Raw genomic sequence first — 25606 nt, forward strand, 5'->3', positions numbered from 1 at the left:
GCGGCACGGGTGCGCATTCCAGTTCTCCTTTTCGTCACGGAACTTTGTTTCCCGCCCGACACGCGGGCGCAACCCCCGATGCGACGCCAATGCTTGAGTTTCCGCCCCCCGCTGCCTACACCTTGACGAAACGGAGGTCCCAATGCGCATCCAGAAGAACCTTGCCGACACGATCGGCAACACGCCCCTGATCAGGCTGAACAAAGCTTCGGAGATCACCGGATGCGAGATCCTGGGCAAGGCGGAGTTCCTCAATCCCGGCCAATCGGTCAAGGACCGCGCCGCGCTCTACATCATCCGCGACGCGATCGCACGCGGGGCGCTGAAGCCCGGCGGCACCATCGTCGAAGGCACTGCCGGCAATACGGGAATCGGCCTCGCGCTGGTTGGCGCCTCGATGGGCTTTCGCACGGTCATCGTGATCCCTGAAACCCAGAGCCAAGAGAAAAAGGACATGATCCGCCTTGCCGGGGCGGAACTGGTCCAGGTTCCCGCGGCGCCCTACAAGAACCCCAACAACTATGTCCGGTATTCCCAACGGTTGGCCGAGGCGATGGCGAAGACCGAGCCGAACGGCGCGATCTGGGCCAACCAGTTCGACAACACCGCCAACCGCCTCGCCCATATCGAGACCACCGGGCCGGAGATATGGGAGCAGACCGAGGGCCGCGTGAACGGCTTCGTCTCGGCGGTCGGATCGGGCGGAACGCTGGCGGGCGTCGGGCTTGCACTGCAACCCAAGGGCGTCAAGATCGGCCTTGCCGACCCCGAGGGCGCGGCCCTCCATGCCTATTACACCACCGGCGCATTCGATGCCCCCGGCACCTCGATCACCGAAGGGATCGGTCAGGGACGCATCACAGCGAACCTCGAAGGCTTCACCCCCGATTACAGCTGGCGCATCCCCGATGCCGAGGCGCTGCCCATCGTCTTCGACCTGCTTCAGGACGAAGGCCTGTGCGTGGGCGGATCGTCGGGCATCAACATTGCCGGAGCCATCCGCATGGCGCAGGAGATGGGACCGGGCCACACCATCGTCACCATCCTGTGCGATTATGGCAACCGGTATCAGTCCAAGCTGTTCAATCCGGATTTCCTGAAGGCCAAGGGCCTGCCAGTGCCCGAATGGCTGGACCGCGCGCCCGAACCGCTGCCCACGGTGTTCCAGGACGCCTGACCCCTTGCGGGCCGCCCCGCCGCGCCCTATCTGACGGGGTGGCGGGTTTCTGCTCTTCGCGTGCGAGGTCCTTTTCCAGTGGCCGATAAGCATTTCCGAGGGGGCTGGCTCTGTCAGGATCCTGGTCCTGATACCTGGCTCCCACCTGATTTTTCAGGCTCTCGGGAAATTCAAACCTTCACGGTTGCTGCGGTTCCCGCCACCCACGCCCCATAAAAAAGGGGCGGCTTTCGCCACCCCCAAGTCAGTCTTCTTGCGTAGAACGGGTTCCTTAGAACCCGTAGACCAGCGACACGCCCAGCGTGTTGTTGGTGCGCTTTTGCGTGCCGGTGCGCGCTTCGTTGTAGTCCGACAGATAGCTGACGCGGGTCGAGAACGCTTCGGTGATGCGGAAGTTCACACCCAGATCGTTGTTGGCGCGCAGCGCTTCGTCCGAGTCCAGAACGTCAGTATCGTTGGTGATGAACACGTTGTCGTTGATCTTCCAATACAGGCGCGACGACGCGACATAGCCGACTTCGCTTTCCGAACGCCCGTCACCGAACTTCAGGTAGGACTGACCGACACCGGCCTGAACGCGCCATGCCAGATCCGGGGTATCGAAAATGCGGATACCCGGGCCCACGCCGATGAAGGCGTCCTGTTCGACCGAATCCGAGATGATCTGGTCGCGCTGGGCCTGCGTCAGGTCGTCCGCGACGCCGATGCCGGTCAGGCCGTTGTCGCTGGCGAAATCGCGAGCTTCGGAGTTGGTGACCTCGTCTGCCAGACCGTCGGTCCGCACACGGCCCATCACGAAGCCATAGAAGCGGTCGTTGATGTTGTAGATACCATCATACACGCCGAAGACGTCTTCACGCGACGCTTGACCGTCGTCATCCTCGGAGAAGTTCATCAGGAACGACAGGTTCTGCGAGAACTGACCATAAGAGTGCGTCAGGCGCGCGCCGATGTTCAGGTTCTGCCCTTCGCTGTTGCCCGATTGTCCGGCATAGCCAAGCGACGCACTGCCCGACAGACCTTCGCGATAGTTAGGCGAGCCGAAGCGGTATTCATCATTGGCGCGGTCGAACTGCTGCTGGACTTGGAAGTTCTGCAGGTCGATCTGGTCGTCGATCGCATTCGGGTTCACGATCGTGTCCGCTGCCGACTGAGCGAATGCCGGAACCGCCAGCATCAGAGCCAGTGCGGAAACGCCCGCGATCTTGAGGTTCTTCTTCATCTTCCTGTCCTTTCAAACCGGATTATCCCGAGCCTTCTTGCAAGGGATGGCCGTTTACCTCGTGCCGTGAACGAAAGTAGACGCTAGGGCCGGTCAATCCACCCCGCCGCCTCCGATGGATTTTTTTACAATCGGCGGGAACCTGAAGCGTTTAAGCGGCAGAACAGGCCAATTTTGGCGCATTTTGAAGAAAAATCATCAATATGACGCAACGTAACGTAACGGTTGTGCTGCGCACGCTCCGTTATTCAAAGGCTGCGAGGGATCAATTCTCCCCCGCCTCTGTTGCAAATTTCGTGCCAAATCCGGGCCGCGGTAGGATTTCGTGAAGCGCCTTGTTGCCCAAATGGCACACAAAAAAACACCCGCGACGATTGTCGCGGGTGCAAAACGGATCGCTTTCGAAGACCTGGGCTCAGAACGCTTCGGGCTTTGCCTCGCGCGCCATGTGATCCAGCACGGCATTCACGAATTTCGGCTCCTTGCCATCGGGGAAGAAGGCCTTGGCGATATCGACGAATTCGTTGATCACCACCTTGGGGGGCGTATTGCCCTCCACCATCTCGGCCCCCGCGGCGCGGAACAGTGCCCGCAGCACCGAGTCGATGCGGTCGATCGGCCATTTCGCCACCAGCGCACGGTCGGTCATCTGGTCGATCAGCGCCTGACGGTTCACTGCAACATCGACCAGATGCTTGAAATGCGTCGGATCGCCGTCTGCCATCTCCTCGCCGTCATAGACGGCGCCGAAACGATGCGTGGTAAATTCGCGCACCACGGTTTCCACCGTCTGGCCGCGCTGCTCCATCTGGAACAGCGCCTGCACGGCATAAAGCCGCGCGGCGGACTTCATCTGGCGTTTGTCGGTCATGCCTGCACCTCGGGGCGGAAGCCGATGCCGCGGCTGGGCGCCTTCATCCGGCGCGACAGCGCGATCAGGTGCAGCGCCGCAGCAGCCGCGCCGCCGCCCTTGTTCTGGCCCGCCACCTCGGCCCGGACCAGTGCCTGTTCGCGGTTCTCCACGGTCAGGATGCCGTTGCCGATGCACAGTCCCTGAAGCCCAAGCAGCGTGATCGCGCGGCTGCTGTCGTTGCAGACGGTCTCGTAATGCGTCGTCTCGCCCCGGATCACGCAGCCCAGCGCGACATAGCCGTCAAAGCCCCCCTGACGGTCGGCGATGACGATGGCCGTCGGCACCTCAAGCGCGCCGGGGACTTCGATCACCTCGGCCTCGGCACCGCAATCGGCGGCGATGCCCTTGGCGCCTTCGATCAGGCTGTCGCAGATGTCGCGGTAATAGGGCGCAACGATGATCGCCAGGCGCACAGGCTTGTCGAAGCTTGGCAGCGGCAGGGTGTAGTGCTGTTCCGAAGCAGCCATGATTCAGTCCTTGGTAAGCGGGCGCGTGCCGGCGATGGCCAGGCCATAAGCCTCCAGCCCGACGACGCGGGGCAACGCGGAATTGGAAAGCAGCGTCAGGCTGTGCAGCCCCAGCGAGGCGAGGATCTGTGCCCCCACCCCGTATTGGCGCAGCGTCTGCGGCGACGCCTCGCCGGCTTGCGGCAGTTTCAGGCTGGTGTCGCGCAAAAGCACGATGACGCCGCGCCCTTCGTTGGCGATCTGCTGCATCGCCGCCGGAAGCTCTCCGCCCCGGTCGGACAGGCCCAGCACATCCTCCAGCGGGTTCAACGCGTGCATCCGCACCAGAACCGGCTCGGGGGTGGTGATGTCGCCCTTGGTCAGCACGATATGCTCGGCCCCCGTGGGTTCATCCGCGTAAAGGCGCAGCATCCAGTCGCCGCCGAAGGTGGAATGGACGTGCTTCACCTCCCGCTCGGACACCAGATTGTCATAGCGACGGCGATAGGCGATCAGGTCGGAGATCGTGCCGATCTTCAGCCCGTGACGCTGGGCGAAGGCGACCAGATCCGGCAGACGCGCCATCGTGCCGTCTTCGTTCATGATCTCGCAAATCACGCCCGAAGGGTTCAGCCCGGCCAGACGGCTGACATCGACGGCAGCTTCGGTATGGCCCGCGCGGACCAGAACGCCGCCATCCTTGGCGCGCAGCGGGAAGACGTGGCCCGGCGAATGGATGTCATCGCCGTCCTTCGTGGGATCGATCGCGACGGACACGGTGCGCGCCCGGTCATGCGCGGAAATGCCGGTCGTCACGCCCTCGCGCGCCTCGATCGACAGGGTGAAGGCGGTTTCGTGCCGCGAGCCGTTCTTGGGGCTCATCAGCGGCAGGCCCAGCGCCTCGATCCGCGCGCCGGTCATGGCAAGACAGATCAGACCGCGCCCGTGGGTGGCCATGAAGTTGATCGCCGCCGGGGTGCACATCTGCGCGGGGATCACCAGATCGCCCTCGTTCTCGCGATCCTCGTGATCGACGAGGATGAACATACGCCCGTTGCGGGCGTCGTCGATGATCTCCTCGACCGAGGAGATGGCATCGGAAAATTCGGTCTTGTCGCTCATCGCTTGTCCCCAGCAGCCTGCCCTGCCCTTAACGCGGGCGGGCGGCGATTGCCATATCTTAAGCCCAATCGCGCAAACGCGCGACGTAACGGGCCATCGTGTCCACTTCCAGATTGACCGGCTGCCCCACGGCCACATCGCCCCAGGTCGTCGCCTTTTGCGTGTGCGGGATGAAGTTGATGCCGAAATCGCGCCCTTCGACCTCGTTCACCGTCAGCGACGTGCCGTTCAGCGTGACCGAGCCTTTTTGCGCTATGAACTTCGCCAACTCCTCCGGCGCGCGGAAGGTCACGCGCAGGCTGTCGCCCTCGGGGGCGACGCGCACCACTTCGGCCACGCCGTCCACATGGCCCGACACGATATGCCCGCCCAGTTCGTCCCCGACCTTCAGCGCGCGCTCAAGGTTCAGCCGTTTGCCCGGCGCCCAGCCGCCGACATTGGTCGCCGACACCGTCTCGGCGGAAATTTCGACATCGAACCAGTCGTCGCCCAGCGTGATGACCGTCAGGCAGACCCCGTCGCAGCCGATCGACGCGCCGATGTCGATGCGGCCCGTGTCATAGGCAGTGCGGATGCGGGCGCGCAGATCGCCCCGCTGCTCGGTCTCGATGACGGTGCCGATATCGGTGATGATGCCTGTGAACATGCCAATTCCCCGGTGTTTGGCAACCGAGGTAACGCCAGCCCAAGCCGATCACAAGCCCGCCGCTTGCCGCAAACACGCACATGTTGTAGCGTTTCGTTAATCACAACCCAGACAGGTATTTCCTTTCATGAGCGGTGGGGATCGGGCATTTCTATTCCTGCAAGGCCCGCACGGGCCGTGGTTCCGCCTGCTTGGCCGGGGGCTGGAGGCGTCGGGGGCGAAGGTCTGGCGCGTCGGCTTCAACCGCGGTGATCAGTTCTTCTGGCCCGCCGCCAGCTACATCCCCTTCCGCGACGCGCCCGAGGCTTGGCCCGGACGGCTGGAGGAATTGCTGGACGAGCGGCAGATCACCGACATCGTGCTTTACGGCGACACCCGCCCCATCCACGCCGAAGCCGTCCGCATCGCCAAGCGGCGCGGCCTGACCGTTCACGTGTTCGAGGAAGGCTACCTTCGCCCGCACTGGGTCACCTATGAACGCGGCGGGTCGAACGGCAATTCGCGGCTGATGTCGCTGGGCATCGCGCAAATGCAGGCGGCGCTGGGGCAATCGGACATGGACCTGCCCGACGCCCCCGCACGCTGGGGCGACATGAAGGAGCATGTCTTCTGGGGCGCGCTGTATCATTGGTTCGTGATGACGGGGCGCGGCTATGGCAATTTCCGCCCCCACCGCGCGCTGACCGTGCGGCAGGAGTTCCGGCTCTATCTGCGCCGCCTTGCGCTGATGCCGTGGCACCGTCTGGCGCGGGTTCTGGCGACGCGGCGGATCATGCGGGGCGGCTTCCCCTATCATCTGGTGCTGCTGCAGCTTGAACATGATTCGAGCTTTCGGATGCATTCCCCCTTCGCCACCATGGCCGAGTTTCTGGAGGTCGTGATCGCCGGCTTTGCAAAAGGGGCGGCGCAGCACCACCATCTGGTGTTCAAGGCCCACCCGCTGGAGGATGGGCGCGCCCCCGTCGCGGCCGACATCGCGCGACTGGCGAAGGCGCATGACGTCGAGGCGCGGGTCCATTTCGTGCAGGGCGGCAAGCTGGCAGGTCTGTTGAACGATGCGCGCGGGGCGGTGACGGTCAATTCCACGGCGGCGCAGCAGGTGCTCTGGCGCGGGCTTCCGCTGAAGGCGCTTGGATCGGCGGTCTATGGCAAGCCGGAGTTCGTGTCGCCCCAGCCCATCGCGGATTTCTTCGCCCGCCCCCTGCGCCCCGACAGCCGCGCCTATCGCGACTATCGCCACTATCTGCTGGAAACCTCGCAGGTGCCGGGGGGCTTTTATTCCACGCGCGGGCGGCGGGCGCTTTTGCGGCAGGTGGTGGACATGATGCTGGCCCCCGAGGACCCCTATGACGCGCTGGTCATGGGCAGCGCAGCACCGCGGCAACAGCTTCGGATCGTAAAATGAAGGTTTGAACGGTTTTTCTGGCTTCTGCACCGCGCGAATCCGTATAAGAACGCAGCAGTGCCAGAAAAGTGAAAAAAGCCGAGAGGGACAGGCGACGTGATCAGGACAGCAGCACGAGGCGCGCGTCTTGCGACGCTGACGATGATTGTGACGGCCGTGGGTGCCTGCGGCCTTCCCCGGTCCGGCCCCAACAAGAAAGAGATTTTCGAAAGCTCGGTCCTCAACGGGGGCGACGCGCATATCGTGTCCGTCACCGCCGCCGTCGCGCGGGCGGTTTCGGTCTCGCCGACCTATGGGTTCAGTTCGGCCTTCCGCAGCGCGGGGCTGGTGGGGTCCGACACGATCGCGGCGGGCGACACGCTGGGCCTGACCGTGTTCGAGAACGTCCGTGACGATCCGCTACTGGGCAATACCGGGCAGCGCGTCTCGGCGCTGGATCAGGTGCAGGTGGATGGGCAGGGCTTCATCTTCGTGCCCTATGCGGGCCGCATCCGCGCCGCGGGCCTGACGCCCGAGGGGCTGCGCGAGGAGATCACGCGCAACCTCGACAGCCAGACCCCCGATCCGCAGGTCACCGTGCAGCGGCTGGCGGGCGACGGGTCCACCGTTTCGGTCACGGGTTCGGCCAACGTGCAGGGCGTCTATCCCATCACGCAGCCGACGCGGACGCTGACCTCGATGCTGGCCGCAGCGGGCGGCGTGAATATCGAGCCGACGACCGCCCTGATCCGCGTGACGCGCGGCGGGCAGACGGGGCAGATCTGGCTTCAGGACCTTTATGACGATCCGGGGCTGGACATCGCCCTGCGCCCCGGCGACCAGATCGTCGTGGAACGCGACCGCCGCAACTTCATTGCGCTGGGCGCCACCGGCCAGACCGTCGTTCCGTTCGAGCGGCAGGACATGTCGGCGCTGGAAGCCCTTGCGACCGTCGGCGGGCTTTCGACCAACCTTGCCGATCCGACCGGCGTCTTCGTATTCCGGGACGAAACGCAGACGCTGTCGCGCAAGATCCTCGGGCGCAATGACCTCGTGGGCGATCAGCGCATGGTCTATGTGCTGGACCTGACGGAACCGTCGGGCATGTTCCAGGCGCGCGACTTCCTCGTGCGCGACGGCGACACGATCTATGTCACCGAGGCGCCCTTCGTCCAATGGACCAAGACCATTCAGGCCATCACCGGCACCGCCAGCGCGGCGAACACGATCACCGACGTCGGCCAGTGAGCCAAGACACCGCCGCCGGGGGGATTCCCCGGCGGCTTTTTCATTACAACCTCGGTTTTCTGCGGCAGAGGCGCGTCCGGCGCATTCTGGAACTTGCCGGGCATTCGTTGCATCTGGGCCTGCCCGGCCCGCAGGATGGCGTGATCGTCTGGGGCCAAAGCCCCTATGCCAAGCGGGGCGAGGCGGTTGCGGCCCGCCGCGCCGTTCCCCTGATCCGGGCCGAGGATGCTTTTCTGCGATCCGTCCACCCCGGCGCCGCGCATCCGCCGCTTGGGCTGATGATCGGCGAAGGGGTTCATTTCGACGCCTCCACCCCTTCGACGCTGGAACGGCTGATTTCGGCACCGATGGGCGACGCGCTTCTGGCCCGTGCGCGGGATGGGATCGCGCGGCTGCGGCGCATCGGGCTGTCCAAATACAACGCCTTCGATCCTGACGCGCCGCTGCCCGCGCCGGGTTATGTGCTGGTGATCGATCAGGTGCGGGACGATGCCTCGGCCCCTGATCCGGCGGCCTTTGCGCGGATGTTGCAGGCGGCGCGGGACGAAAACCCCGGCAAGCGCATCGTCGTGAAGGGGCACCCCGCCCGCCCCGGTCATCTGGAGGGCGGATATGCCGACACCTCGCCCTGGAAGCTGCTGGAGGGGGCGGATGCGGTCTATGCAGTGTCGTCGCAGATGGGGTTCGAGGCGGTGCTGGCGGGGCATCGCCCGCGCATCTTCGGCACGCCCTTCTATGCCGGTTGGGGGCTGACGGCGGATGAGCGCCCCCTGCACCGCCCCCCCGCCAGTGCCGAGGCGCTGTTCGCCGCCGCGATGATCCTTGCGCCGATCTGGTATGACCCCTGCCGCGACCGCCTGTGCAGCTTCGAGGAGGCGGTGGACCAGCTTGAAGCCGAAACCCGCGCCTTTCGCGAAGATCGCCATGGTCACGTCGCGCTGGGCATGCGGCTGTGGAAACGGCGGCACATGCAGCAGGTCTTCGGGCGCGAAAGGCCGCTGGTCTTCACCGACGATCCCGCGCGCGCGAAGACACTGGCCGAGGCGCAGGGGCGCGGCATACTCCTCTGGGCGGGGCGGGAGCCGGAGGGGTTTGCGTCAAAGCAGCCGATCCGGCGGGTGGAGGACGGGTTCCTGCGCTCGCGCGGCCTTGGTGCGGAGCTGGTGCCGCCCTTGTCGCTGGTGACGGACCTGACGGGCATCTATTACGACCCCTCGCGCCCCAGCGGGATCGACCGGGCGGGCGATGCCGACCTGCCGCGCACGCGGCGGCTGGTGGAGCGGCTGATTGCGACCGGTCTCAGCAAATACAATCTGGGCGGGGCGCTGCCGGATCTGCCGCCGGGGCGGCGCATTCTGGTGCCGGGACAGGTGGAGGATGACGCGTCGATCCGGCTGGGCGGCGGTACGGTGCGGCGGAATGCGGATCTGCTGGCGATCGTGCGGCGCGAGAACCCCGATGCGGTCATCGTCTACAAACCCCACCCGGATGTGGAGGCGGGTCTGCGCCCCGGTGCCATCGACGCCGATGCCGACGTGATCGCCCGCAATGCCGACCCGATCGCGCTGATCCGCGCCTGCGACGAGGTCTGGACGATGACCTCGCTTCTAGGGTTCGAAGCGCTTTTGCGCGGCAAGCCCGTGACCTGCCTTGGCGCCCCCTTCTATGCCGGGCGGGGGCTGACGCGCGATCTGGGCCCGGTGCCGGAACGCCAGACGATGACGGTCATGGCGCTGGCCCATGCCGCGCTGATCGCCTATCCGCGCTATCACGATCCGGTCAGCGGGCTGCCCTGCCCGCCCGAAGTGATCCTCGACCGTCTGGCGCATGGGCGCATCCCGCATCCGGGGCGTGCGCTCCGTCTTCTGGCCAAGGCGCAGGGCCTTCTGGCCAGCCGCGCCCATCTGTGGCGTCAGTAGATATAGCGGATCTGTTCCGTCCAGTAACGCTCCATGCGTTTGAGCGACTGGTTGATGTCTTCCATTCCCTCGGCCCCGACCATGCCGCGCACCTCCAGCCCCTCGGCATGGCGGGCGAACAGGCGGGTCATGATGTCACGCACGTCGCGCCCCTTTTCCGTCAGGCGCACGCGGACGGACCGGCGGTCGATCTCGGACCGCTGGTGGTGCATATACCCAAGCTCCACCAGCTTCTTCAGGTTATAGCTGACGTTGGAACCCTGATAGTAGCCGCGGGTCTTCAGCTCGCCCGCCGTCACTTCGTTTTCGCCGACGTTGAACAGCAGCAGCGCCTGCACGGGGTTGATCTCCAGCAGGTTCAACCGCTCGAATTCGTCCTTCACCACGTCCAGAAGCAGCCGGTGCAGGCGTTCGACCATCACCAGCGTTTCCAGATAGCTCATCATCAGGGCCTTGCGGGACCCATCCAGAACAGGCGCGTGAATACTCATGTGTCGTCTCCGATCCTTGCTTGAAGGCAGAATCGGGACGAAACGAAAACATAAGGTAAACTTTCAGGAATTTTTCGCGAAACGCTCCCGCGCGAAGGCAGAGATGCGGGTCATCATCGGCGCGATGGCGGCGGGCGCCTCCTGCTGGCCAAGAACGACAGCGAACAGGTCCTGATCGTTTTCTTCCAGCAGCCGCTCGTAATCCGCGATCTCGGCCTCGGACAAGCCCGACAGATGCAGGTCGGACCACGGGCCGAGAATCAGGTCCATCTCCTTCATGCCGCGCCGCCACGACCGCATCGACAGGCGTTTCAGACGGTCATCCATGAATCAATCCCCGCAGACGTGCTTCCACCTTGGCAACTTCGGCCACCAGCCCGTCAAGCTGCCCGCGCAACCGCGTCAGATCGTCCAGCACCGAAGCCAGCGTATCGGGGGCCGCCACGGGGCCGGAAAGCCCGTTGCCCTCGCCCGTGACCATCCATTCGCCGGGCTGGTCAAGCACCTGCTCCAGCACCGCCAGAAGCGCGGACGGCGGTTCGGCCAGGTCATTCTCCCAGCCGTCCAGAACTTCGGGGCGCACACCGATGCGTTCGGCCAGCGCCTCGGTCGTGAACCCCTTCGCCTCGCGTGCCGCAGCCAGCCGGTCGCCGAAGGTCGCCCGGTCCGCACTGAACCAGTCGTCCACAACGGTCATGCCGCTCTCCTTCTTCGCTTGAACGCAGTTGAGCCTCACCCTAAGACAGTGCGGCGCGAAGTTCAAATCAACGGAGCCGACATGGCCTTCCTTTCCGACACGCTGTCCCGTGTGAAGCCGTCCCCCACCATCGCCGTGACCAACAAGGCGCGCGAGCTTCAGGCCGCGGGCCGCGACGTGATCGGCCTTGGCGCGGGCGAGCCGGATTTCGACACGCCCCAGAACATCAAGGACGCCGCCAAGCGCGCCATCGATGCGGGGAAGACGAAATATACCGCCGTGGACGGCATTCCGGAGTTGAAGAAGGCCATCTGCGAGAAATTCGAACGCGAGAACGGGCTGAAATACACCCCCGCGCAGGTGTCGGTCGGCACGGGCGGCAAGCAGATCCTGTATAACGCCTTCGTTGCCACGCTGAATCCCGGCGACGAGGTGGTGATCCCCGCGCCCTATTGGGTCTCCTATCCCGACATGGTGCTGCTGGCGGGCGGCACGCCGGTTCCGGTGGCGGCCGGGATCGAATCGAACTTCAAGCTGACCCCCGAGGCGCTGGACGCCGCCATCACGCCGAAGACCAAGTGGTTCATCTTCAACTCGCCCTCGAACCCGACCGGCGCGGGATATACGCGGGCCGAGTTGAAGGCGCTGACCGACGTGCTGATGAAGCACCCGCATGTCTGGGTCATGTCGGACGACATGTATGAGCATCTGGTCTTCGACGACTTCGAATTCGTCACCCCCGCGCAGGTCGAGCCGGGCCTGTATGACCGCACGCTGACCTGCAACGGCGTGTCCAAGGCCTATGCCATGACCGGCTGGCGCATCGGCTATGCCGCGGGTCCGGCGGCGCTGATCAAGGCGATGGGCACGATCCAGTCGCAATCGACGTCGAACCCCTGTTCGGTGTCGCAATATGCCGCGCTGGAAGGGCTGACCGGCCCGCAGGAATTCCTGACCGAGAACAAGGCCCTGTTTCAGCGCCGCCGCGATCTGGTGGTCGGCATGCTGAACGAGGCCGCCGGCATCACCTGCCCGACGCCTGAAGGCGCCTTCTACGTCTATCCCGACATTTCGGGCTGCATCGGCAAGACCTCGGCCGGGGGCACGTTGATCGCGGATGACGAAACCTTCGCCACGGCGCTGCTGGAGGAGAACGGCGTTGCCGTCGTGTTCGGCGCCGCCTTCGGGCTGTCGCCGAACTTCCGCGTCAGCTATGCCACCTCGGACAAGCTGCTGGAGGAGGCCTGCCGCCGCATCCAGACCTTCTGCGCCGCGCTGCGCTGATGGCGGGCGAGCTTCCCGACTATTTCTTCCGGGTGCGCGAGAATGGCGCGGCGGTCTTTCGCATCGATGTGGAAAACCGCCAGCGCCGGATCGACATGGACCAGATCGCCACGATCAACATCCGCAACGGCGACTTCAAGCCGCATGGCGAACTGACACTTTCCCCGCGCGACGAGGAGGAGATCCGCGCCTGGATCGCCGCGCGGCAGGAGGTGCTGGCGCGGCGCGACGTGGACGACATCCTGCGCGCCGTCGATCACATGAACCTGACCGCCCATTGGGCGCAGACCCGCGCCAGCGACGATCAGTTGGAACAGGTCACGGATGCGCTGCTTCTGGCAATGCACGATCTGCGCAGCGTGCTGGTGCGCAAGAAGGCCGACCGGCTGGGCAAGCCCTAGACGGTCGCTTCCTGCATCCTTATGTCGGTTTTCGCACCGCCGCGCGTCTGGCGCGGCGCGACAATGGTGCAAAGGGGTGCCGAGATGTTTCTTTCCGTGTTCGACATGTTCAAGGTCGGGATCGGCCCGTCCTCCTCGCACACGATGGGGCCGATGGTGGCCGCTGCGCAGTTCCTCGACCTGCTGCGGGCAAGCCCGTTCCAGCCGCATGGGCTGCGCGCGTCGCTGCACGGATCGCTGGCCTTCACCGGGGTCGGACATGCGACCGACCGGGCCACGGTGCTGGGGCTCGCGGGGTTCGAGCCTGCGACCTATGACGCCGAAGCCGCCGAGGCTGCCCTTGCCCGCATCCGAGAGACGCACCGGATCGAGGTGCCGGGCCTGCCCCCGCTGGCCTTCAACCCAAGCACCGATCTGCAGTTCGAGTTCGGCCCGCCCCTGCCCGGCCATGCCAACGGGATGATCCTGCGCGCGACCGACGCGCAAGGCGACGTCATTCTGGAGGAGACGTATTATTCCATCGGCGGCGGCTTCGTGAAGACCGCGGCACAGATGACGCAAACCGAGGCGGCAGCCAGTTTCGACATCCCCCACCCCTTCCGCCGCGCGGACGAGATGCTGGCGATGGCCAAGGCATCGGGCAAGACCATCGCGCAGATGAAACGCGCGAACGAGCTGCGCTTTCGCTCCGAAGCCGATCTGAAGCGCGGCATCGACCGGATCTGGCAGGTGATGAATGATTGCATCGACCGGGGGATCGCCGGGACCGGTATTCTTCCGGGCGGGCTGAACGTGCGCCGCCGCGCGCATGGCATCCACGCATCCTTGATGGCCGAGCGGGGCATGAACATGACCCCGCCCCACACGATCAACGACTGGATGAGCCTTTACGCCATGGCGGTGAACGAGGAGAACGCCGCCGGCGGACAGGTCGTGACCGCGCCGACCAATGGCGCGGCGGGCGTGGTGCCCGCGGTCATCCGTTACTGGCTGGACCATGTGCCGGGGGCGTCGCGTGCCAAGCTGGACGATTTCCTGCTGACAGCGGCGGCAATCGGCGGGCTGGTGAAGCACAACGCCTCGATCTCCGGCGCGGAATGCGGTTGTCAGGCCGAGGTCGGATCGGCAGCGGCGATGGCGGCTGCGGGGCTGTGCGCGGTGATGGGCGGCACGCCCGAACAGGTGGAAAACGCCGCCGAGATCGCGCTGGAGCATCACCTTGGCATGACCTGCGATCCGGTGAAGGGGCTGGTTCAGGTGCCTTGCATCGAACGCAACGGTCTGGGCGCGATCAAGGCGGTGTCGGCAGCCAGCCTGTCGCTGCGGGGCGACGGGCAGCATCTGGTCAGCCTTGACGTCTGCGTCGAAACGATGCGCCAGACGGGCCGCGATATGCACGAGAAATACAAGGAAACCTCGTTGGGCGGACTGGCGGTCAACGTGCCGAACTGCTGATCGCGGCATCCAGACGGGCGCGGGGCAGCATGACCAGCATTCCCGGCCCGTCGAAATCCAAGCCGACATCGCGGTCGGACACCTCGTTCGAGGTGCCGACCCGGCCATCGGGCGCAAAGTCCAGCCCGTCGACGGGCCAGCGCAGCCCGTCTGATCGGCCCGTGACGCGCGCCATCGGAAACAAGGACAGCCGGTCGCCGGGCTTCATCCGCAGCCGGACCGAGGTTGCGTGGAACACCACATCCTCCGGCCCGATCAGGAAACAGGGCGGGCCGTCATGGCGCACCAGCGCATTCATCACCGCCAGCCCGTGATCAATCCGCGCCCCTGCGACGCCAAGCGCCAGAATGAACGGCGCGTCGATGTTCCGCAGCGCCTTGTCGAAATCTGTGCTGTCCTGTTCGGCGACGCGGTGCAGCCGGTCGCCAAGCCGGTCCCGTGCCTCGGCGGAAATGGAATCCAGATCGCCGATCACCGCATCGGGCACCCGCCCCGCCGCCAGCGCCCGGTCCGCACCGCCATCCGCCGCCACCAGACAGGGCGCCCGACGCAGCGCCAATGCCAGATCGCGCCGCCCCACCGGGCCGCCCGCAACCAGCGTCACCGGGACTGACGATTGAACAAGATGCGCTTTCATGCGAGGAGCGTAGGATTGCGGCAAGTTTTCATCCCGTTCGACATATTCCATCCCTGAAATGACCACGATCTGTTTACCACCTCAACGGACCCGGATCGCTGCGAAGGAGCGGGGATGAACGAGAAGAAGACCGTTTTGAGCGTATCCTATGGCGCGTTTTCCTGCACGCTGGAAGGGTTCGACGACCCCTTGGCCACGCTGCGCGAGGTCGCCGGACAGTTCCGCGAGATCGCAGCCAGGGATCGCAGCTTCGGCATCCTTTCCGTTCCCCAGCCCCCGCCCGCCGCAGAGCCCGAACCCGAGGAGGACTCGGTCGATCGCCTGATCCGCGAGACCGACAGCCAGATGGAAGAACCCGAGAACCGCCGCCGCCTGTCCGCGCTTCAGCATCTGCGCGCCGCCGTTGCCGCGACCGTGGCCGAACGGCTGGCGGGGAATGCCAAGGCGGAACCCGACCGCGCCGACCCCTACCGCACCGATCTGGCCGAGGCGATAGAGCCGCCGCCGCTGGTGCTGTCGCAGCGTGTCGATCGGCCTTCCTCCACCGGATTCGCCAGTTTCGCAACGCGGCTGGGCGCGTCCACGCCGACCGAATTGATGGAAGCGGCCGCCGTCTGGACCGTCTGCATCGAAGGGCGGCCGCATTTCTCGCGCCCGCAACTGCTGCGTCATGTGTCCAGCGTGTCGGACATCGTGCGCGAGGATGCGCTGCGCGGCTTCGGCGCCTTGCTGCGCGATGGCCGGATCGAAAAGCTGAAACGCGGCCAATTCGTCGTCACCCCGCTGTCGCCCTATCTGCGCGAGGCGCAGAAGAGCTAGGCATCCGGGTCGTCGCGCCCGACGCCCTTGAACACCGCCTTGAACGGCAGCGCCCAGACGATGCCAAGCGCGACATAGATCAGGAATTCGACCCAGATCGGCGGGCGGTCAAGGATGCTGACAACCGTGACCGCCACGAAGATATAGACCGGCAACCCGACAAGCAGGATCAAGAGAGACAGCCGCTTGCGGGTCCGGAGTTTCATTAGTCGGCGAACGGATCGGTGACGAGGATCGTGTCGTCCCGCTCGGGCGAGGTCGAGAGCAGCGCGACGGGGCACTGGATCAGTTCCTCGATCCGGCGGACGTATTTGATCGCGGCTGCGGGCAGCTCGTTCCACGACCGCGCACCGGCGGTGGATTCGCTCCAGCCTTCCATTTCCTCATAGATCGGGGTGCAGCGGGCCTGCTGGTCGGCAGCGATTGGCAGGTGATCCAGCGTCTTGCCGTCCAGATCGTAACCGACGCAAATCTTCAGCGTCTCGAACCCGTCCAGCACGTCCAGCTTGGTCAGCGCGATGCCCGACACGCCCGAGGTCGCGCAGGTCTGGCGCACCAGAACCGCATCGAACCAGCCGCAGCGACGCTTGCGGCCCGTGACGGTGCCGAATTCATGCCCGCGCTCGCCCAGGCGCTGGCCGTCGGCATCGTGCAGTTCCGCCGGGAACGGACCCTCGCCCACGCGGGTGGTATAGGCTTTGACGATGCCCAGAACGAAGCCGATGGCGCCCGGACCGATGCCCGTGCCCGTCGCCGCCTGCCCCGCGATCACGTTCGAGGACGTGACGTAGGGATAGGTGCCGAAGTCGATGTCCAGAAGCGCGCCCTGCGCCCCTTCGAACAGAATGCGCTTGCCGGCGCGGCGCGCCTCGGTCAGCACCTTCCACACGGGGGCGGCATAGGGCAGCACCTGCGGCGCGATCTCGCGCAGCTTGGCCAGCAGTTCCTCGCGGTTCACCGGCTCCATGCCCAGACCGCGGCGCAGCGCGTCATGGTGGACCAGCGCGCGGTCGACCCGCAACTCGAGCGTGGCGTCGTCGGCCAGATCGGCCACGCGGATCGCGCGGCGTCCCACCTTGTCTTCGTATGCCGGACCGATGCCGCGGCCCGTGGTGCCGATCTTGGCGACCGAGGCCTGCGATTCCCGCGCACGGTCCAGTTCGCCATGCAGCGGCAGGATCAGCGGTGCGTTTTCCGCGATCAGAAGGTTTTCGGGGCTGATCTCGACGCCCTGCTCGCGCAGCTTGGCGATTTCCGACACCAGATGCCACGGGTCCAGCACGACACCGTTGCCGATGACCGAGATCTTGCCCGCGCGCACGATCCCCGAGGGCAGCAGCGAAAGCTTGTAGACCGTATTGCCGATGACCAGCGTATGGCCCGCATTATGGCCGCCTTGAAAGCGGGCGATGACATCGGCACGTTCGCTGAGCCAGTCAACGATCTTGCCCTTCCCCTCGTCGCCCCACTGGGCGCCTACGACGACGACATTGGCCATATGGCGGTCCTTTCTGCAAAAACCGTCTGTCCTATAGCGGCTGGCGCCTTCGGGGAAAACCAAAAAACCACCGGCGGGACGACCCGCCGGTGGAAAAGATCAGGCGGCGAGGCCACCATGCGGATCGAGCACGAACTTCTTGGCGACGCCCTGATCGAAGCTCTCATATCCCTGCGCCGCATCCTCCAGCGAGATGATCTGCGCGTTCACGATGTCGGCGATGGGCAGACGGTCGTGCAGGATCGCCTGCATCAGGCTGCGGTTGTATTTCAGCACCGGCGTCTGGCCGGTGTGGAAGCTTTGCGCCTTGGCCCAGCCCAGACCGAAGCGCATCGACAGGCTGCCCTGCTTGGCCGCATCGTCCACCGCACCGGGATCTTCGGTCACGTAAAGGCCGGGGATGCCAACGGAACCTGCGGCGCGGGTGATCTCCATCATCTGGTTCAGCACGATGGCGGGCTGTTCGCCCCCGGCATGGCCGCGCGCCTCGAACCCCACGGCGTCGATGGCACCGTCCACCTCGGGCGATCCGGTGATTTCGGCGATCATGTCGCCAAGACGGTCGCTCTTGGACAGGTCCACCGGCTCGAACCCGACCTTGCGGGCATGTTCAAGGCGGTCCTTGTTGAAATCGCCCACCATCACCACGGCCGCGCCAAGGATGCGCGCCGAAGCCGCCGCCGCCAGCCCGACCGGACCCGCCCCCGCGACATAGACGACCGACCCCACGCCGACCTTGGCATTGACGGCACCGTGGAACCCGGTCGGCAGGATGTCCGACAGCATGGTCAGATCGCGGATCTTGGACATCGCCCGGTCGCGATCCGGAAATTTCAGCAGGTTGAAATCGGCATAGGGCACGGTGACGTATCTCGCCTGCCCGCCGATCCAGCCGCCCATGTCCACATAGCCATAAGCCCCGCCGGCACGGGCGGGGTTCACGGTCAGGCACACGCCCGTATCCTGTTCGCGGCAGCAACGGCAGCGCCCGCAGGCCACGTTGAACGGGACCGAGACGATGTCGCCCACCTCCAGCATTTCGACGTCGCGGCCTTTCTCGATCACCTCGCCGGTGATCTCGTGGCCAAGGATCAGGCCCGGCTCGGCCGTTGTGCGCCCACGGACCATGTGCTGATCCGATCCGCAGATGTTGGTCGAGATGACCTTCAGGATCACCCCATGTTCGATCCGCCGCCCGTCGGGCGCCTGAAGCTTCGCATCCTCGATGGTCTGGACCTCGACCTTGCCCGGCCCCAGATAGACGACGCCACGGTTGCTCATCGCATTCCTCCCCTTGCCGCGCCTCCACGCGCAGATGGGGAAAGGGTAACCGGGGCAAGGGTCGCGACGTGTCCGTTTGCGACGCTCCCCGCCCCGGATGCGCCCGTCAGGCCGTCTTTTCGAAATCAAGCGCGACGGCGTTCAGATAGGCGATCTGCCCCGCCCCATCCCCCGTCGCGGTCAGCACAAGCTCGCCACTGGGCGGGACGGTGACGGCGGCGAAGCTGCCTTGGTTGGTCGGCGCGTTGTTGGCGGCGTTGACGGTGATCGCCTCGCCCCCGTTCAGCACATAGCGTCCGCGCCGCATCGTATCGTTCGCCGCGCGCGAGGCAGCGAGACTGACCCGCACCCGGTCGCCCGGCGTCAGGTTGCGCACGATCATCGTGATCGTCGCGCCCCCTTCGGCATAGGCCATCGCCGTCATCGTCGCCGCATCGCGGAACCTCGGATCGGACAGCCGCCCGAAGGTGCCTGACCCGTTGCCCGTGGTCGCGAAGGCGGGCGAAGAAAGGCCGACCGACACGAACGGGTCCAGATCCCCGTCCCAGAACCGCGCGGCAAAGCTGTTGCCGCTGCCCACGATCTCGTTCCGCAGCTTGCCGGCCGCCGGAAGGTGGTTCCAGCTGCCGCCCAACATGCGGAACACGAGCGAGCGCCCTGCCCGGCTGTCGTCATAGCGCCGCCCCAAGGCCCGCGCCGCCAAAAGCGCCAGCAGGATCTCCGTCCAGCGCGACCGCAGGTTCGGCTCCAGATGGATGCCGTCGGATGACAGCAGAAACGGGTGCCGCTCGATCACGCGGTATCCGTCCAGCGCCGCCTCGCCGTTCGGCAGCACAAAGGCGGGGGCATACTGCCGCATCAACGGCAACGCCACGGCGTCGTTATAGGGCTTCGATCCGAAGCCATCCGTCGAAGAATCGCCCTGCGCCACCACCGGATCGCTGACATACAGCCGTTTCGAGGTCAGCACCGGGGCCAGCACATCCCCCGGCACGCCGCCCACGGCCTGAAAGATCGCGCGCTGGCTGTCTCGGATCGTGGTTTCGGCATTCGGGAACGGGCGGCTGGCGGTGATGTCGTTGCCGTTGGCATGGACAATATAGACGTTCCGCCCCGCCGTTCCGGCATTCCCCTCCCGCGCCGCGTAATAGCGCGAAAGGATGCCGTCATTCTGCTGGCCCGACACGGCATAGCTGCGGATCGCCCCGGCAAACCCAAGCGCGGCGGCGTATTGGGCGGTTCGCGGCGTCGCCTCCGGCCCGTTGCCCGCGCCCTGCGCCTCCAGCGAGGCGCCGATGAAGGTGATCGTCGGCGCGGCCCAAAGCCCCGGCATCGGCAGATATGCCGCAACCGGCAAGCCGCCCCGGCCCACACCGATCCCGATGCCCAGCATCAGATCCAGCCCGTGATGTCGCTGGCCGTCGTTCCGGTGGCCCGGATGCGCCGCGCAAAGACCGCATAGGTTCCCGCGGGCAGGACGCCGGTCACATAGGTCTGCCCGTCGCCGCCGACGAAGCCCAGCGTCCCACCGCCGCCCAGCGTCACCGCGCGGACCATTTCGGGCAGGTCGGTGCTGTCGGATGGCGTCACCGCGATCGCGCCAAGCGCGGGGGCGGTGACGCCTTTGGAATGCGTGTGAAAACGGTCGGGCATGATGGCCTCCTTTGCGCCTTGGCGTTCGGGAATACGTCAAGGCGCGTGTCCAACGCGTTAACCATGCGTTCGGAGGTCAGGCGCGAAACCGCTCGGTGTTCAGCGCGGCGGCCATCAGGCGTCTGGTATAATCCTGCGCCGGATGGTCGAACACATCCGCCGTCGCCCCCTGTTCAACGATACGCCCGCCCTTCATCACCACGATATGATCCGACAGCGCCCGCACCACCGCCAGATCGTGACTGATGAACAGATAGGACAGCCCGTGTTTCTGTTGCAGATCGCGCAGCAGCGTCACGATCTGTTTCTGCACAGAACGATCCAGGGCGCTCGTCGGCTCGTCCAGCACGATCAGGCGCGGGCGCAGGATCATGGTCCGGGCGATGGCGATGCGTTGCCTTTGCCCGCCGGAAAACTCGTGCGGGTAACGGTTCTGCATCTCCGGCCCCAGCCCCACCTCCTCCAGCGCGGATCTGGCACGGGCGGCGCGCTCGGTGGCGGACAGCCCCGGCTCGTGGATCAGCAGACCTTCGGACAGGATGCGCCCCACGGTCATGCGCGGCGACAGCGATCCGAACGGGTCCTGGAACACCAGCTGCATCTGGCGGCGCAGCGGGCGCATCGCCTCGCGCGCCGTCGGCAGATCGCGGCCCAGCCACACCACCCGCCCTTCCGAGGGTTGAAGCCGCAGAAGCGCCCGACCCAGCGTCGATTTGCCCGATCCGCTTTCGCCCACGATGCCGACCGTCTGCCCTTCGCGCAGCGCGACCGAAACGCCGTCCACCGCATGAAGCAGGTGCCGCCGCCCTAGATCGAAGGTCACGCGCAGATCTTCGGCCCGCAGGAGTTCGGGCGCCCCCTGCGGCACGGGTGTCTTGGTGCCCCCCGGCTCGGCATCCAGCAGCATCCGGGTATAGGGATGCTCCGGTGCCGCGAAGACACGCTCTGCCGTCCCCTGCTCCACCACCTCGCCGCCGCGCATGACGGCGACATGGTCGGCAAACCGCTTCACGATGCCAAGGTCGTGGGTGATGAACACGATCGCCATCCCCAGCCTTTTTTGCAGATCGGCCAGCAGTTCAAGGATCTGCGCCTGAATGGTCACGTCCAGTGCGGTCGTCGGCTCGTCCGCGATCAGGATGTCGGGGTCGCAGGCCAGCGCCATGGCGATCATCACCCGCTGGCGCTGCCCGCCCGAAAGCTCATGCGGATAGCTGTCGATGCGCCGTTCGGGATCTGGGATGCCCACCAGCCGCAGCAGTTCCAGTATCCGGGGCCGCGCCGTGCGGGCGGACATGCCGCGATGGTATCGCAGGGGTTCCGCCAACTGTCGCCCAATCTTGTAAAGTGGATCGAGCGAGGTCATCGGTTCCTGAAAGATCATGGTGATCCGGTCGCCGCGCACCTTGTTGAGCGCGCGTTCCCCGATCCCCAGAATCTCGGCCCCGCGATACCGGACGCTGCCCGTGGCCTGACCGTTGGCGGCCAAAAGCCCCATCATCGCCATCGTCGTCTGGCTTTTGCCGGACCCGGATTCGCCCACGATAGCCAGCGTCTGCCCGGCGTGAAGATCGAAGTCCACGCCGCGCACCGCATCCACCGGACCATCGTTGGTCTGGAACGTCACCCGCAGATCGCGGACGGAAAGAATGGGGTCCATCTATCGCTCCTTCGGGTCGAGGCTGTCGCGCAGCCCGTCACCCAGAAAATTCAGCGCGAACAGGATCACCGTCAGCACCGCCGCAGGGCCGATCAACTGCCACGTCGCCCCCCGCATGTTCGCCGCCCCTTCCGAGATCAGCAGCCCAAGCGATGTCATCGGGTCCGCCACCCCAAGGCCAAGGAAGGACAGCAGGCTTTCCAGCAGGATCGCCTTGGGTACCAGCAGCGTCACGAACACGATCACCGGCCCAAGCGCGTTGGGGATGATGTGCCGCCGCAGAATGCCGGTCTGCGTCGCGCCCAAAGCCTCGGCCGCCTGCACGAATTCGCGGCGTTTCAGCGACAGCGTCTGCCCGCGCACGATCCGCGCCATGTCCAGCCACTCCGTCGCGCCGATGGCGATGAAGATGATGACCAGACTTCGGCCAAAGAACACCAGCAGCAAGATCACGAAGAAGATGAACGGCAGCGAATAGAGGATATCCACGATCCGCATCATCACGCTGTCCACCCGCCCGCCCAGATAGCCCGAGATCGCGCCATAGGCGACGCCCAGCACCAGCGCCATCGCCGAGGCCAGAAGCCCGATGGCAAGCGAGATCCGCACCCCGATCATGATGCGCGACAGCATGTCCCGCCCAAGGTTGTCGGTCCCCAAAAGGAAATAGCTGCGCTCGACATTCATCGAAAGCGTGCCGGTCAGCCCGCCTTCTGCCAGTTCCAGCTTCGGCGCATAGAACAGGTCCGACCGCTGGAAATACCGCAGCACCCGTTCGTCGATCGGCTCGTCCGAGGTGAGATCGACCGACAGCGTGCTGCCGGACAGCTCCGGCTCGCCCCCTGTCAATCGGGCGCGTCGCATCTCCCGCTCCAGCCCCGGAAGGATGTCGTCCGCCCGGGGATAGGCCTCCAGACTGGGGGCAACACGCACATATTGCTGATAGATTCGGTCGTAAGGGTGCGGCGACAGCATCGGCCCGAAGATTCCGACCAGCCCCAGAAAGACCAGCACGAAGGCGCTGACCACCGCCGCGCGGTTCTTGCGCAGCCGCAGCCACGCATCCTGCCAAAGCGAACGACTAGTCATAGCGGACCCTCGGGTCGAGCCAGGCGTAACAGAGGTCCACCAACAGATTGAACAGCACGACGAAGACCGCGATCACCACGACCGTGCCCATGACCAGCGTGTAATCGCGGCCCAGCGCGCCCTGCACGAAATACCGACCGATGCCGGGGATGCCGAAGATCGTCTCGACCACCACCGATCCGGTCAGCAACGCCGCCGCTGTCGGCCCCAGATAGGACACCGCCGGAAGCATCGCCGCCCGCAGCGCGTGAACGCCCACGACCACCCGTGCGGGAAGGCCATAGGCGCGCGCCGTGCGGACATGGTTCGCCCGCAGCGCCTCGACCGTGGCGCCGCGCACCAGCCGCGCGATGACCGCCACCTGCGGCAGCGCCAGCGTCACGATGGGCAGCACCCAGAAACTCGGGTCGGCATTGCTCCACCCGCCCGCGGGCAGGATGCCCAGCACGACGCCGAAGAACAGGCTCAGCAGCGGCGCGATCACGAAATTGGGCGTCGTGATCCCCAGCGTCGCCACCGCGACGATGGCCGTGTCGATCCACGAATTCTGCCGTAGCGCCGCGATGGCGCCAAAGAACGTGCCCAGCACCGCCGCCAGCCCAAGCGCCATGCCGCCCAGCATGATCGACACCGGCAACCCCGCCGCAAACAGATCGTTCACCGAAAAGTCGCGCCGCGCGAAGCTTGGCCCCAGATCGCCGCGGATCAGGTTGCCCAAGTAGATCAGGTATTGCTTCCACAAAGGCGCATCGAGGTTATAGGCACGTTCGAGGTTCGCCATGATGAGCGGGTCCAGCGGGCGTTCCAGATCGAACGGCCCGCCCGGCGCCAACCTGATCGCAAAGAAGGTCAGCGTGACGATGATGAAGATGGTCGGGATCGCCCCGGCCAACCTTCGCAATGTGTATCCCAGCATATCAGTTGACGGACAGCCAACGCGTCGCGTGCGCGTCCATAAGGTTGTCCTCGTATCCGCCGATGCTGTCTGCCACCAGCGCGCGCGACGAATAATAGAGGATCGGCACGATGGGCATTTCCTGAAGCAGCAGCGCCTCCGCCTCGGCCAGCACCTTGGCGCGTTCGGCAAGGTCGGTTTCCGCGGCTGCGCGAACCATGATCGCGTCATATTCCGGGCTGACCCAGCGGGAATAGTTGAAGCGCACCTCGGACCCGAACAGGAACAGGAAGTTCTGCGGATCGTTGTAATCCCCGATCCATCCCGCGCGCGAGATGTCGAACGGCCCGCCCTCGCGCAGATAGTTGAAGTAGGTCGCGCCCTCGGTTTCGTTCAGCGTCGCGTTTATGCCGATATTGCCCAGCATGTCGGCCACCGCCGCCATCGTGTTCTTGTTGTTTTCGGACGTGTTATACAGCAGCTCGACCGACAGGCTGCCCTCGGTCACGCCGGCTTCTTCCAGCAGTGCCAGCGCCTGATCCTCGCGGTCCAGCATGTCTTCGGGGTAATCCAGCGTGACGCCCCCTTCGACATAGTTCACGATGCCCGGCGGCACGACCGAATAGCCCGGCAGCATGGTTTCCGACCAGACCTCGGACGCCAGAAACTCCCGGTCGATCACCAGCGAAATCGCCTGCCGCACCCGCGCGTCCTTCAGCGGGCTGCCATCGGCCCCCTTGATGGGCAGGTAATAGGTGCCAAGATACGGAGCGATGCGAAGCTGATCCGGCAGGTTCTGCTGCACGTAATCCATCTGTTCGCCCGGAACGTCGGAGCAGATCTGCACTTCGCCCGCCTCGAACCGGCGCAGACAGGTGGCGCGATCCTCGAAGGGAATCCAGTTGATCGTGTCGATCTGGACGTTTTCCGCGTCATAGTAGTGCTCGTTCTTCTCCATCACGATGCGGTCGTTGGGCTGGAACGAGATCAGCTTGTAGGCCCCGTTCGTGACCATCGTGCCGGGCTGGGTGTAACGGTCGCCATTCGCCTCGACACTCGCGCGGTGCAGCGGCAGGCCGGTCTGATGAGTCAGAAGTTCGATGAAATAGGGCGTCGGCGCACCCAGCGTGATCTCCAGCGTGCGATCGTCGATGGCACGCACGCCCAGATCATCCAGCGGCATCTGGCCCGTCGCCACCGCCTCGGCATTCTTGATCGGGAACAGCATCGACGCATATCCCGCCGCCGTTTCCGGGTTCATGATCCGGCGGAAGGCGAAGTCGAAATCCTGTGCCGTGACCGGATCGCCGTTCGACCACTTCGCATCCTCGCGCAGCTTGAAGGTATAGGTCAGCCCGTCCTCGGACACCTCCCACGATTCGGCGGTGCCGGGGATCGCATCGCCCTTGGCGTCCTGGATCACCAGACCGTCATACAGGTCCTTCATGATGCGCCCCTCGGCCACGCTGGACGTGCGATGATGGTCCAGCGTCGCGGGGTCGGTGTCGTTGCCACGGTTCAGCGTGACCTGTGCCGATGCGAAGCCCGCCGACAGCATCAACGCTGCGGCGGCAATCCCGAATCCAGTTGCCATGCCATTTCCTCCTGTTGGAATTTTTCCCCAACCGAACGGCATTTGGTTCCGGTGGTCAATCTGCGCGGGTATGAA

At 65.4% G+C, this 25606-nt stretch carries 26 protein-coding genes and 1 other RNA gene; 9 read left to right on the top strand and 18 right to left on the bottom strand.

Going from position 1 to position 25606, the window contains the following annotated elements; translation table 11 throughout:
* The first annotated feature begins 142 nt into the window (after window positions 1-142).
* On the top strand, window positions 143-1177 hold the full coding sequence (locus E2K76_RS18205) for a cysteine synthase A (protein WP_136685870.1): 1035 nt from the start codon (window positions 143-145) through the stop codon (window positions 1175-1177).
* 43 nt (window positions 1178-1220) lie between these two features.
* Window positions 1221-1377, top strand: a non-coding RNA gene (gene ssrS / locus E2K76_RS21230) — 6S RNA.
* Window positions 1378-1448: 71 nt separating this feature from the next.
* Here the strand turns inward: ssrS and E2K76_RS18210 are convergent.
* From E2K76_RS18210 to E2K76_RS18230, 5 genes are all read right to left on the bottom strand, one after another.
* Window positions 1449-2399: a DUF481 domain-containing protein gene (locus E2K76_RS18210; RefSeq protein WP_136685871.1), complete on the bottom strand. Its 951-nt coding sequence runs from the start codon at window positions 2397-2399 to the stop codon at window positions 1449-1451.
* A 415-nt stretch (window positions 2400-2814) separates the two neighbouring features.
* Window positions 2815-3270, bottom strand: a complete 456-nt coding sequence (gene nusB / locus E2K76_RS18215) for a transcription antitermination factor NusB (RefSeq protein ID WP_246033018.1) — start codon at window positions 3268-3270, stop codon at window positions 2815-2817.
* On the bottom strand, window positions 3267-3779 hold the full coding sequence (locus tag E2K76_RS18220) for a 6,7-dimethyl-8-ribityllumazine synthase (protein WP_136685872.1): 513 nt from the start codon (window positions 3777-3779) through the stop codon (window positions 3267-3269). The genes nusB and E2K76_RS18220 overlap by 4 nt, the downstream gene beginning before the upstream one ends.
* Before the next feature lie 3 nt (window positions 3780-3782).
* Window positions 3783-4880 carry a 3,4-dihydroxy-2-butanone-4-phosphate synthase gene (gene ribB / locus E2K76_RS18225; protein WP_136685873.1) on the bottom strand — a complete coding sequence of 366 codons (1098 nt, stop codon included), beginning with the start codon at window positions 4878-4880 and terminating at the stop codon, window positions 3783-3785.
* Window positions 4881-4938: 58 nt separating this feature from the next.
* Window positions 4939-5526: a riboflavin synthase gene (locus E2K76_RS18230; protein ID WP_136685874.1), complete on the bottom strand. Its 588-nt coding sequence runs from the start codon at window positions 5524-5526 to the stop codon at window positions 4939-4941.
* A 127-nt stretch (window positions 5527-5653) separates the two neighbouring features.
* Between E2K76_RS18230 and E2K76_RS18235 the strand changes: the two genes are divergently transcribed.
* From E2K76_RS18235 to E2K76_RS18245, 3 genes are all read left to right on the top strand, one after another.
* Window positions 5654-6931, top strand: a complete 1278-nt coding sequence (locus E2K76_RS18235; RefSeq protein ID WP_136685875.1) for a capsule biosynthesis protein — start codon at window positions 5654-5656, stop codon at window positions 6929-6931.
* A gap of 141 nt (window positions 6932-7072) precedes the next feature.
* A complete protein-coding gene (locus E2K76_RS18240; RefSeq protein ID WP_136685904.1) occupies window positions 7073-8158 on the top strand; it encodes a polysaccharide biosynthesis/export family protein in 1086 nt (361 codons plus the stop codon).
* A complete protein-coding gene (locus E2K76_RS18245; protein ID WP_136685876.1) occupies window positions 8086-10077 on the top strand; it encodes a capsular polysaccharide biosynthesis protein in 1992 nt (663 codons plus the stop codon). Before E2K76_RS18240 ends, E2K76_RS18245 begins: the two co-directional genes overlap by 73 nt.
* Here the strand turns inward: E2K76_RS18245 and E2K76_RS18250 are convergent.
* The 3 genes from E2K76_RS18250 to E2K76_RS18260 all read right to left on the bottom strand — a co-directional run bounded on the left by E2K76_RS18250 (window position 10071) and on the right by E2K76_RS18260 (window position 11265).
* Window positions 10071-10568, bottom strand: a complete 498-nt coding sequence (locus E2K76_RS18250; RefSeq protein WP_136685877.1) for a MarR family winged helix-turn-helix transcriptional regulator — start codon at window positions 10566-10568, stop codon at window positions 10071-10073. The genes E2K76_RS18245 and E2K76_RS18250 overlap by 7 nt on opposite strands.
* A 63-nt stretch (window positions 10569-10631) precedes the next feature.
* Entirely contained in the window at window positions 10632-10895 is a 264-nt protein-coding gene (locus tag E2K76_RS18255) for an FAD assembly factor SdhE (protein ID WP_136685878.1), read from the bottom strand.
* On the bottom strand, window positions 10888-11265 hold the full coding sequence (locus E2K76_RS18260) for a helix-turn-helix domain-containing protein (RefSeq protein ID WP_136685879.1): 378 nt from the start codon (window positions 11263-11265) through the stop codon (window positions 10888-10890). Before E2K76_RS18260 ends, E2K76_RS18255 begins: the two co-directional genes overlap by 8 nt.
* Window positions 11266-11346: 81 nt before the next feature.
* On the opposite strand from E2K76_RS18260, the gene E2K76_RS18265 reads away from it, so the two are divergent.
* The 3 genes from E2K76_RS18265 (at window position 11347) to E2K76_RS18275 (ending at window position 14405) form a co-directional block, all read left to right on the top strand.
* A complete protein-coding gene (locus E2K76_RS18265; RefSeq protein ID WP_136685880.1) occupies window positions 11347-12549 on the top strand; it encodes a pyridoxal phosphate-dependent aminotransferase in 1203 nt (400 codons plus the stop codon).
* Window positions 12549-12950 carry a hypothetical protein gene (locus tag E2K76_RS18270; RefSeq protein ID WP_136685881.1) on the top strand — a complete coding sequence of 134 codons (402 nt, stop codon included), beginning with the start codon at window positions 12549-12551 and terminating at the stop codon, window positions 12948-12950. Before E2K76_RS18265 ends, E2K76_RS18270 begins: the two co-directional genes overlap by 1 nt.
* A gap of 84 nt (window positions 12951-13034) precedes the next feature.
* A complete protein-coding gene (locus E2K76_RS18275) occupies window positions 13035-14405 on the top strand; it encodes an L-serine ammonia-lyase (RefSeq protein WP_136685882.1) in 1371 nt (456 codons plus the stop codon).
* Here E2K76_RS18275 and E2K76_RS18280 read toward each other — a convergent pair.
* Window positions 14386-15042 carry a thiamine diphosphokinase gene (locus E2K76_RS18280; RefSeq protein WP_136685883.1) on the bottom strand — a complete coding sequence of 219 codons (657 nt, stop codon included), beginning with the start codon at window positions 15040-15042 and terminating at the stop codon, window positions 14386-14388. The two genes, E2K76_RS18275 and E2K76_RS18280, sit on opposite strands and share 20 nt — an antisense overlap.
* 114 nt (window positions 15043-15156) lie before the next feature.
* Here E2K76_RS18280 and E2K76_RS18285 point away from each other — a divergent pair, with 114 nt between their 5' ends.
* A complete protein-coding gene (locus E2K76_RS18285) occupies window positions 15157-15861 on the top strand; it encodes a hypothetical protein (protein ID WP_136685884.1) in 705 nt (234 codons plus the stop codon).
* On the opposite strand, the gene E2K76_RS18290 is transcribed toward E2K76_RS18285, so the two are convergent.
* The 9 genes from E2K76_RS18290 to E2K76_RS18330 form a co-directional block, all read right to left on the bottom strand.
* Window positions 15858-16067 (bottom strand): DUF2842 domain-containing protein, encoded by a 210-nt coding sequence (locus tag E2K76_RS18290; protein WP_136685885.1) that lies wholly within the window; start codon window positions 16065-16067, stop codon window positions 15858-15860. The two genes, E2K76_RS18285 and E2K76_RS18290, sit on opposite strands and share 4 nt — an antisense overlap.
* Entirely contained in the window at window positions 16067-17359 is a 1293-nt protein-coding gene (locus E2K76_RS18295; protein ID WP_136685886.1) for an adenylosuccinate synthase, read from the bottom strand. The genes E2K76_RS18290 and E2K76_RS18295 overlap by 1 nt, the downstream gene beginning before the upstream one ends.
* A gap of 99 nt (window positions 17360-17458) precedes the next feature.
* Complete coding sequence (fdhA, locus tag E2K76_RS18300; RefSeq protein WP_136685887.1) at window positions 17459-18640, bottom strand: formaldehyde dehydrogenase, glutathione-independent; 1182 nt, start codon at window positions 18638-18640, stop codon at window positions 17459-17461.
* A 106-nt stretch (window positions 18641-18746) separates the two neighbouring features.
* Window positions 18747-20033 carry a hypothetical protein gene (locus E2K76_RS18305; protein WP_136685888.1) on the bottom strand — a complete coding sequence of 429 codons (1287 nt, stop codon included), beginning with the start codon at window positions 20031-20033 and terminating at the stop codon, window positions 18747-18749.
* Window positions 20033-20293: a spike base protein, RCAP_Rcc01079 family gene (locus E2K76_RS18310; RefSeq protein ID WP_136685889.1), complete on the bottom strand. Its 261-nt coding sequence runs from the start codon at window positions 20291-20293 to the stop codon at window positions 20033-20035. The genes E2K76_RS18305 and E2K76_RS18310 overlap by 1 nt, the downstream gene beginning before the upstream one ends.
* Before the next feature lie 76 nt (window positions 20294-20369).
* Window positions 20370-21953: an ABC transporter ATP-binding protein gene (locus tag E2K76_RS18315; RefSeq protein ID WP_136685890.1), complete on the bottom strand. Its 1584-nt coding sequence runs from the start codon at window positions 21951-21953 to the stop codon at window positions 20370-20372.
* Window positions 21954-23042, bottom strand: a complete 1089-nt coding sequence (locus E2K76_RS18320; RefSeq protein WP_136685891.1) for an ABC transporter permease — start codon at window positions 23040-23042, stop codon at window positions 21954-21956.
* On the bottom strand, window positions 23035-23958 hold the full coding sequence (locus E2K76_RS18325) for an ABC transporter permease subunit (RefSeq protein ID WP_136685892.1): 924 nt from the start codon (window positions 23956-23958) through the stop codon (window positions 23035-23037). Before E2K76_RS18325 ends, E2K76_RS18320 begins: the two co-directional genes overlap by 8 nt.
* 1 nt (window position 23959) lies before the next feature.
* Window positions 23960-25531 (bottom strand): peptide ABC transporter substrate-binding protein, encoded by a 1572-nt coding sequence (locus tag E2K76_RS18330; RefSeq protein WP_136685893.1) that lies wholly within the window; start codon window positions 25529-25531, stop codon window positions 23960-23962.
* Window positions 25532-25606: the final 75 nt, after the last annotated feature.

The organism is Falsirhodobacter xinxiangensis (assembly GCF_004959935.1).
In the GTDB taxonomy this organism is placed as follows: domain Bacteria; phylum Pseudomonadota; class Alphaproteobacteria; order Rhodobacterales; family Rhodobacteraceae; genus Falsirhodobacter; species Falsirhodobacter xinxiangensis.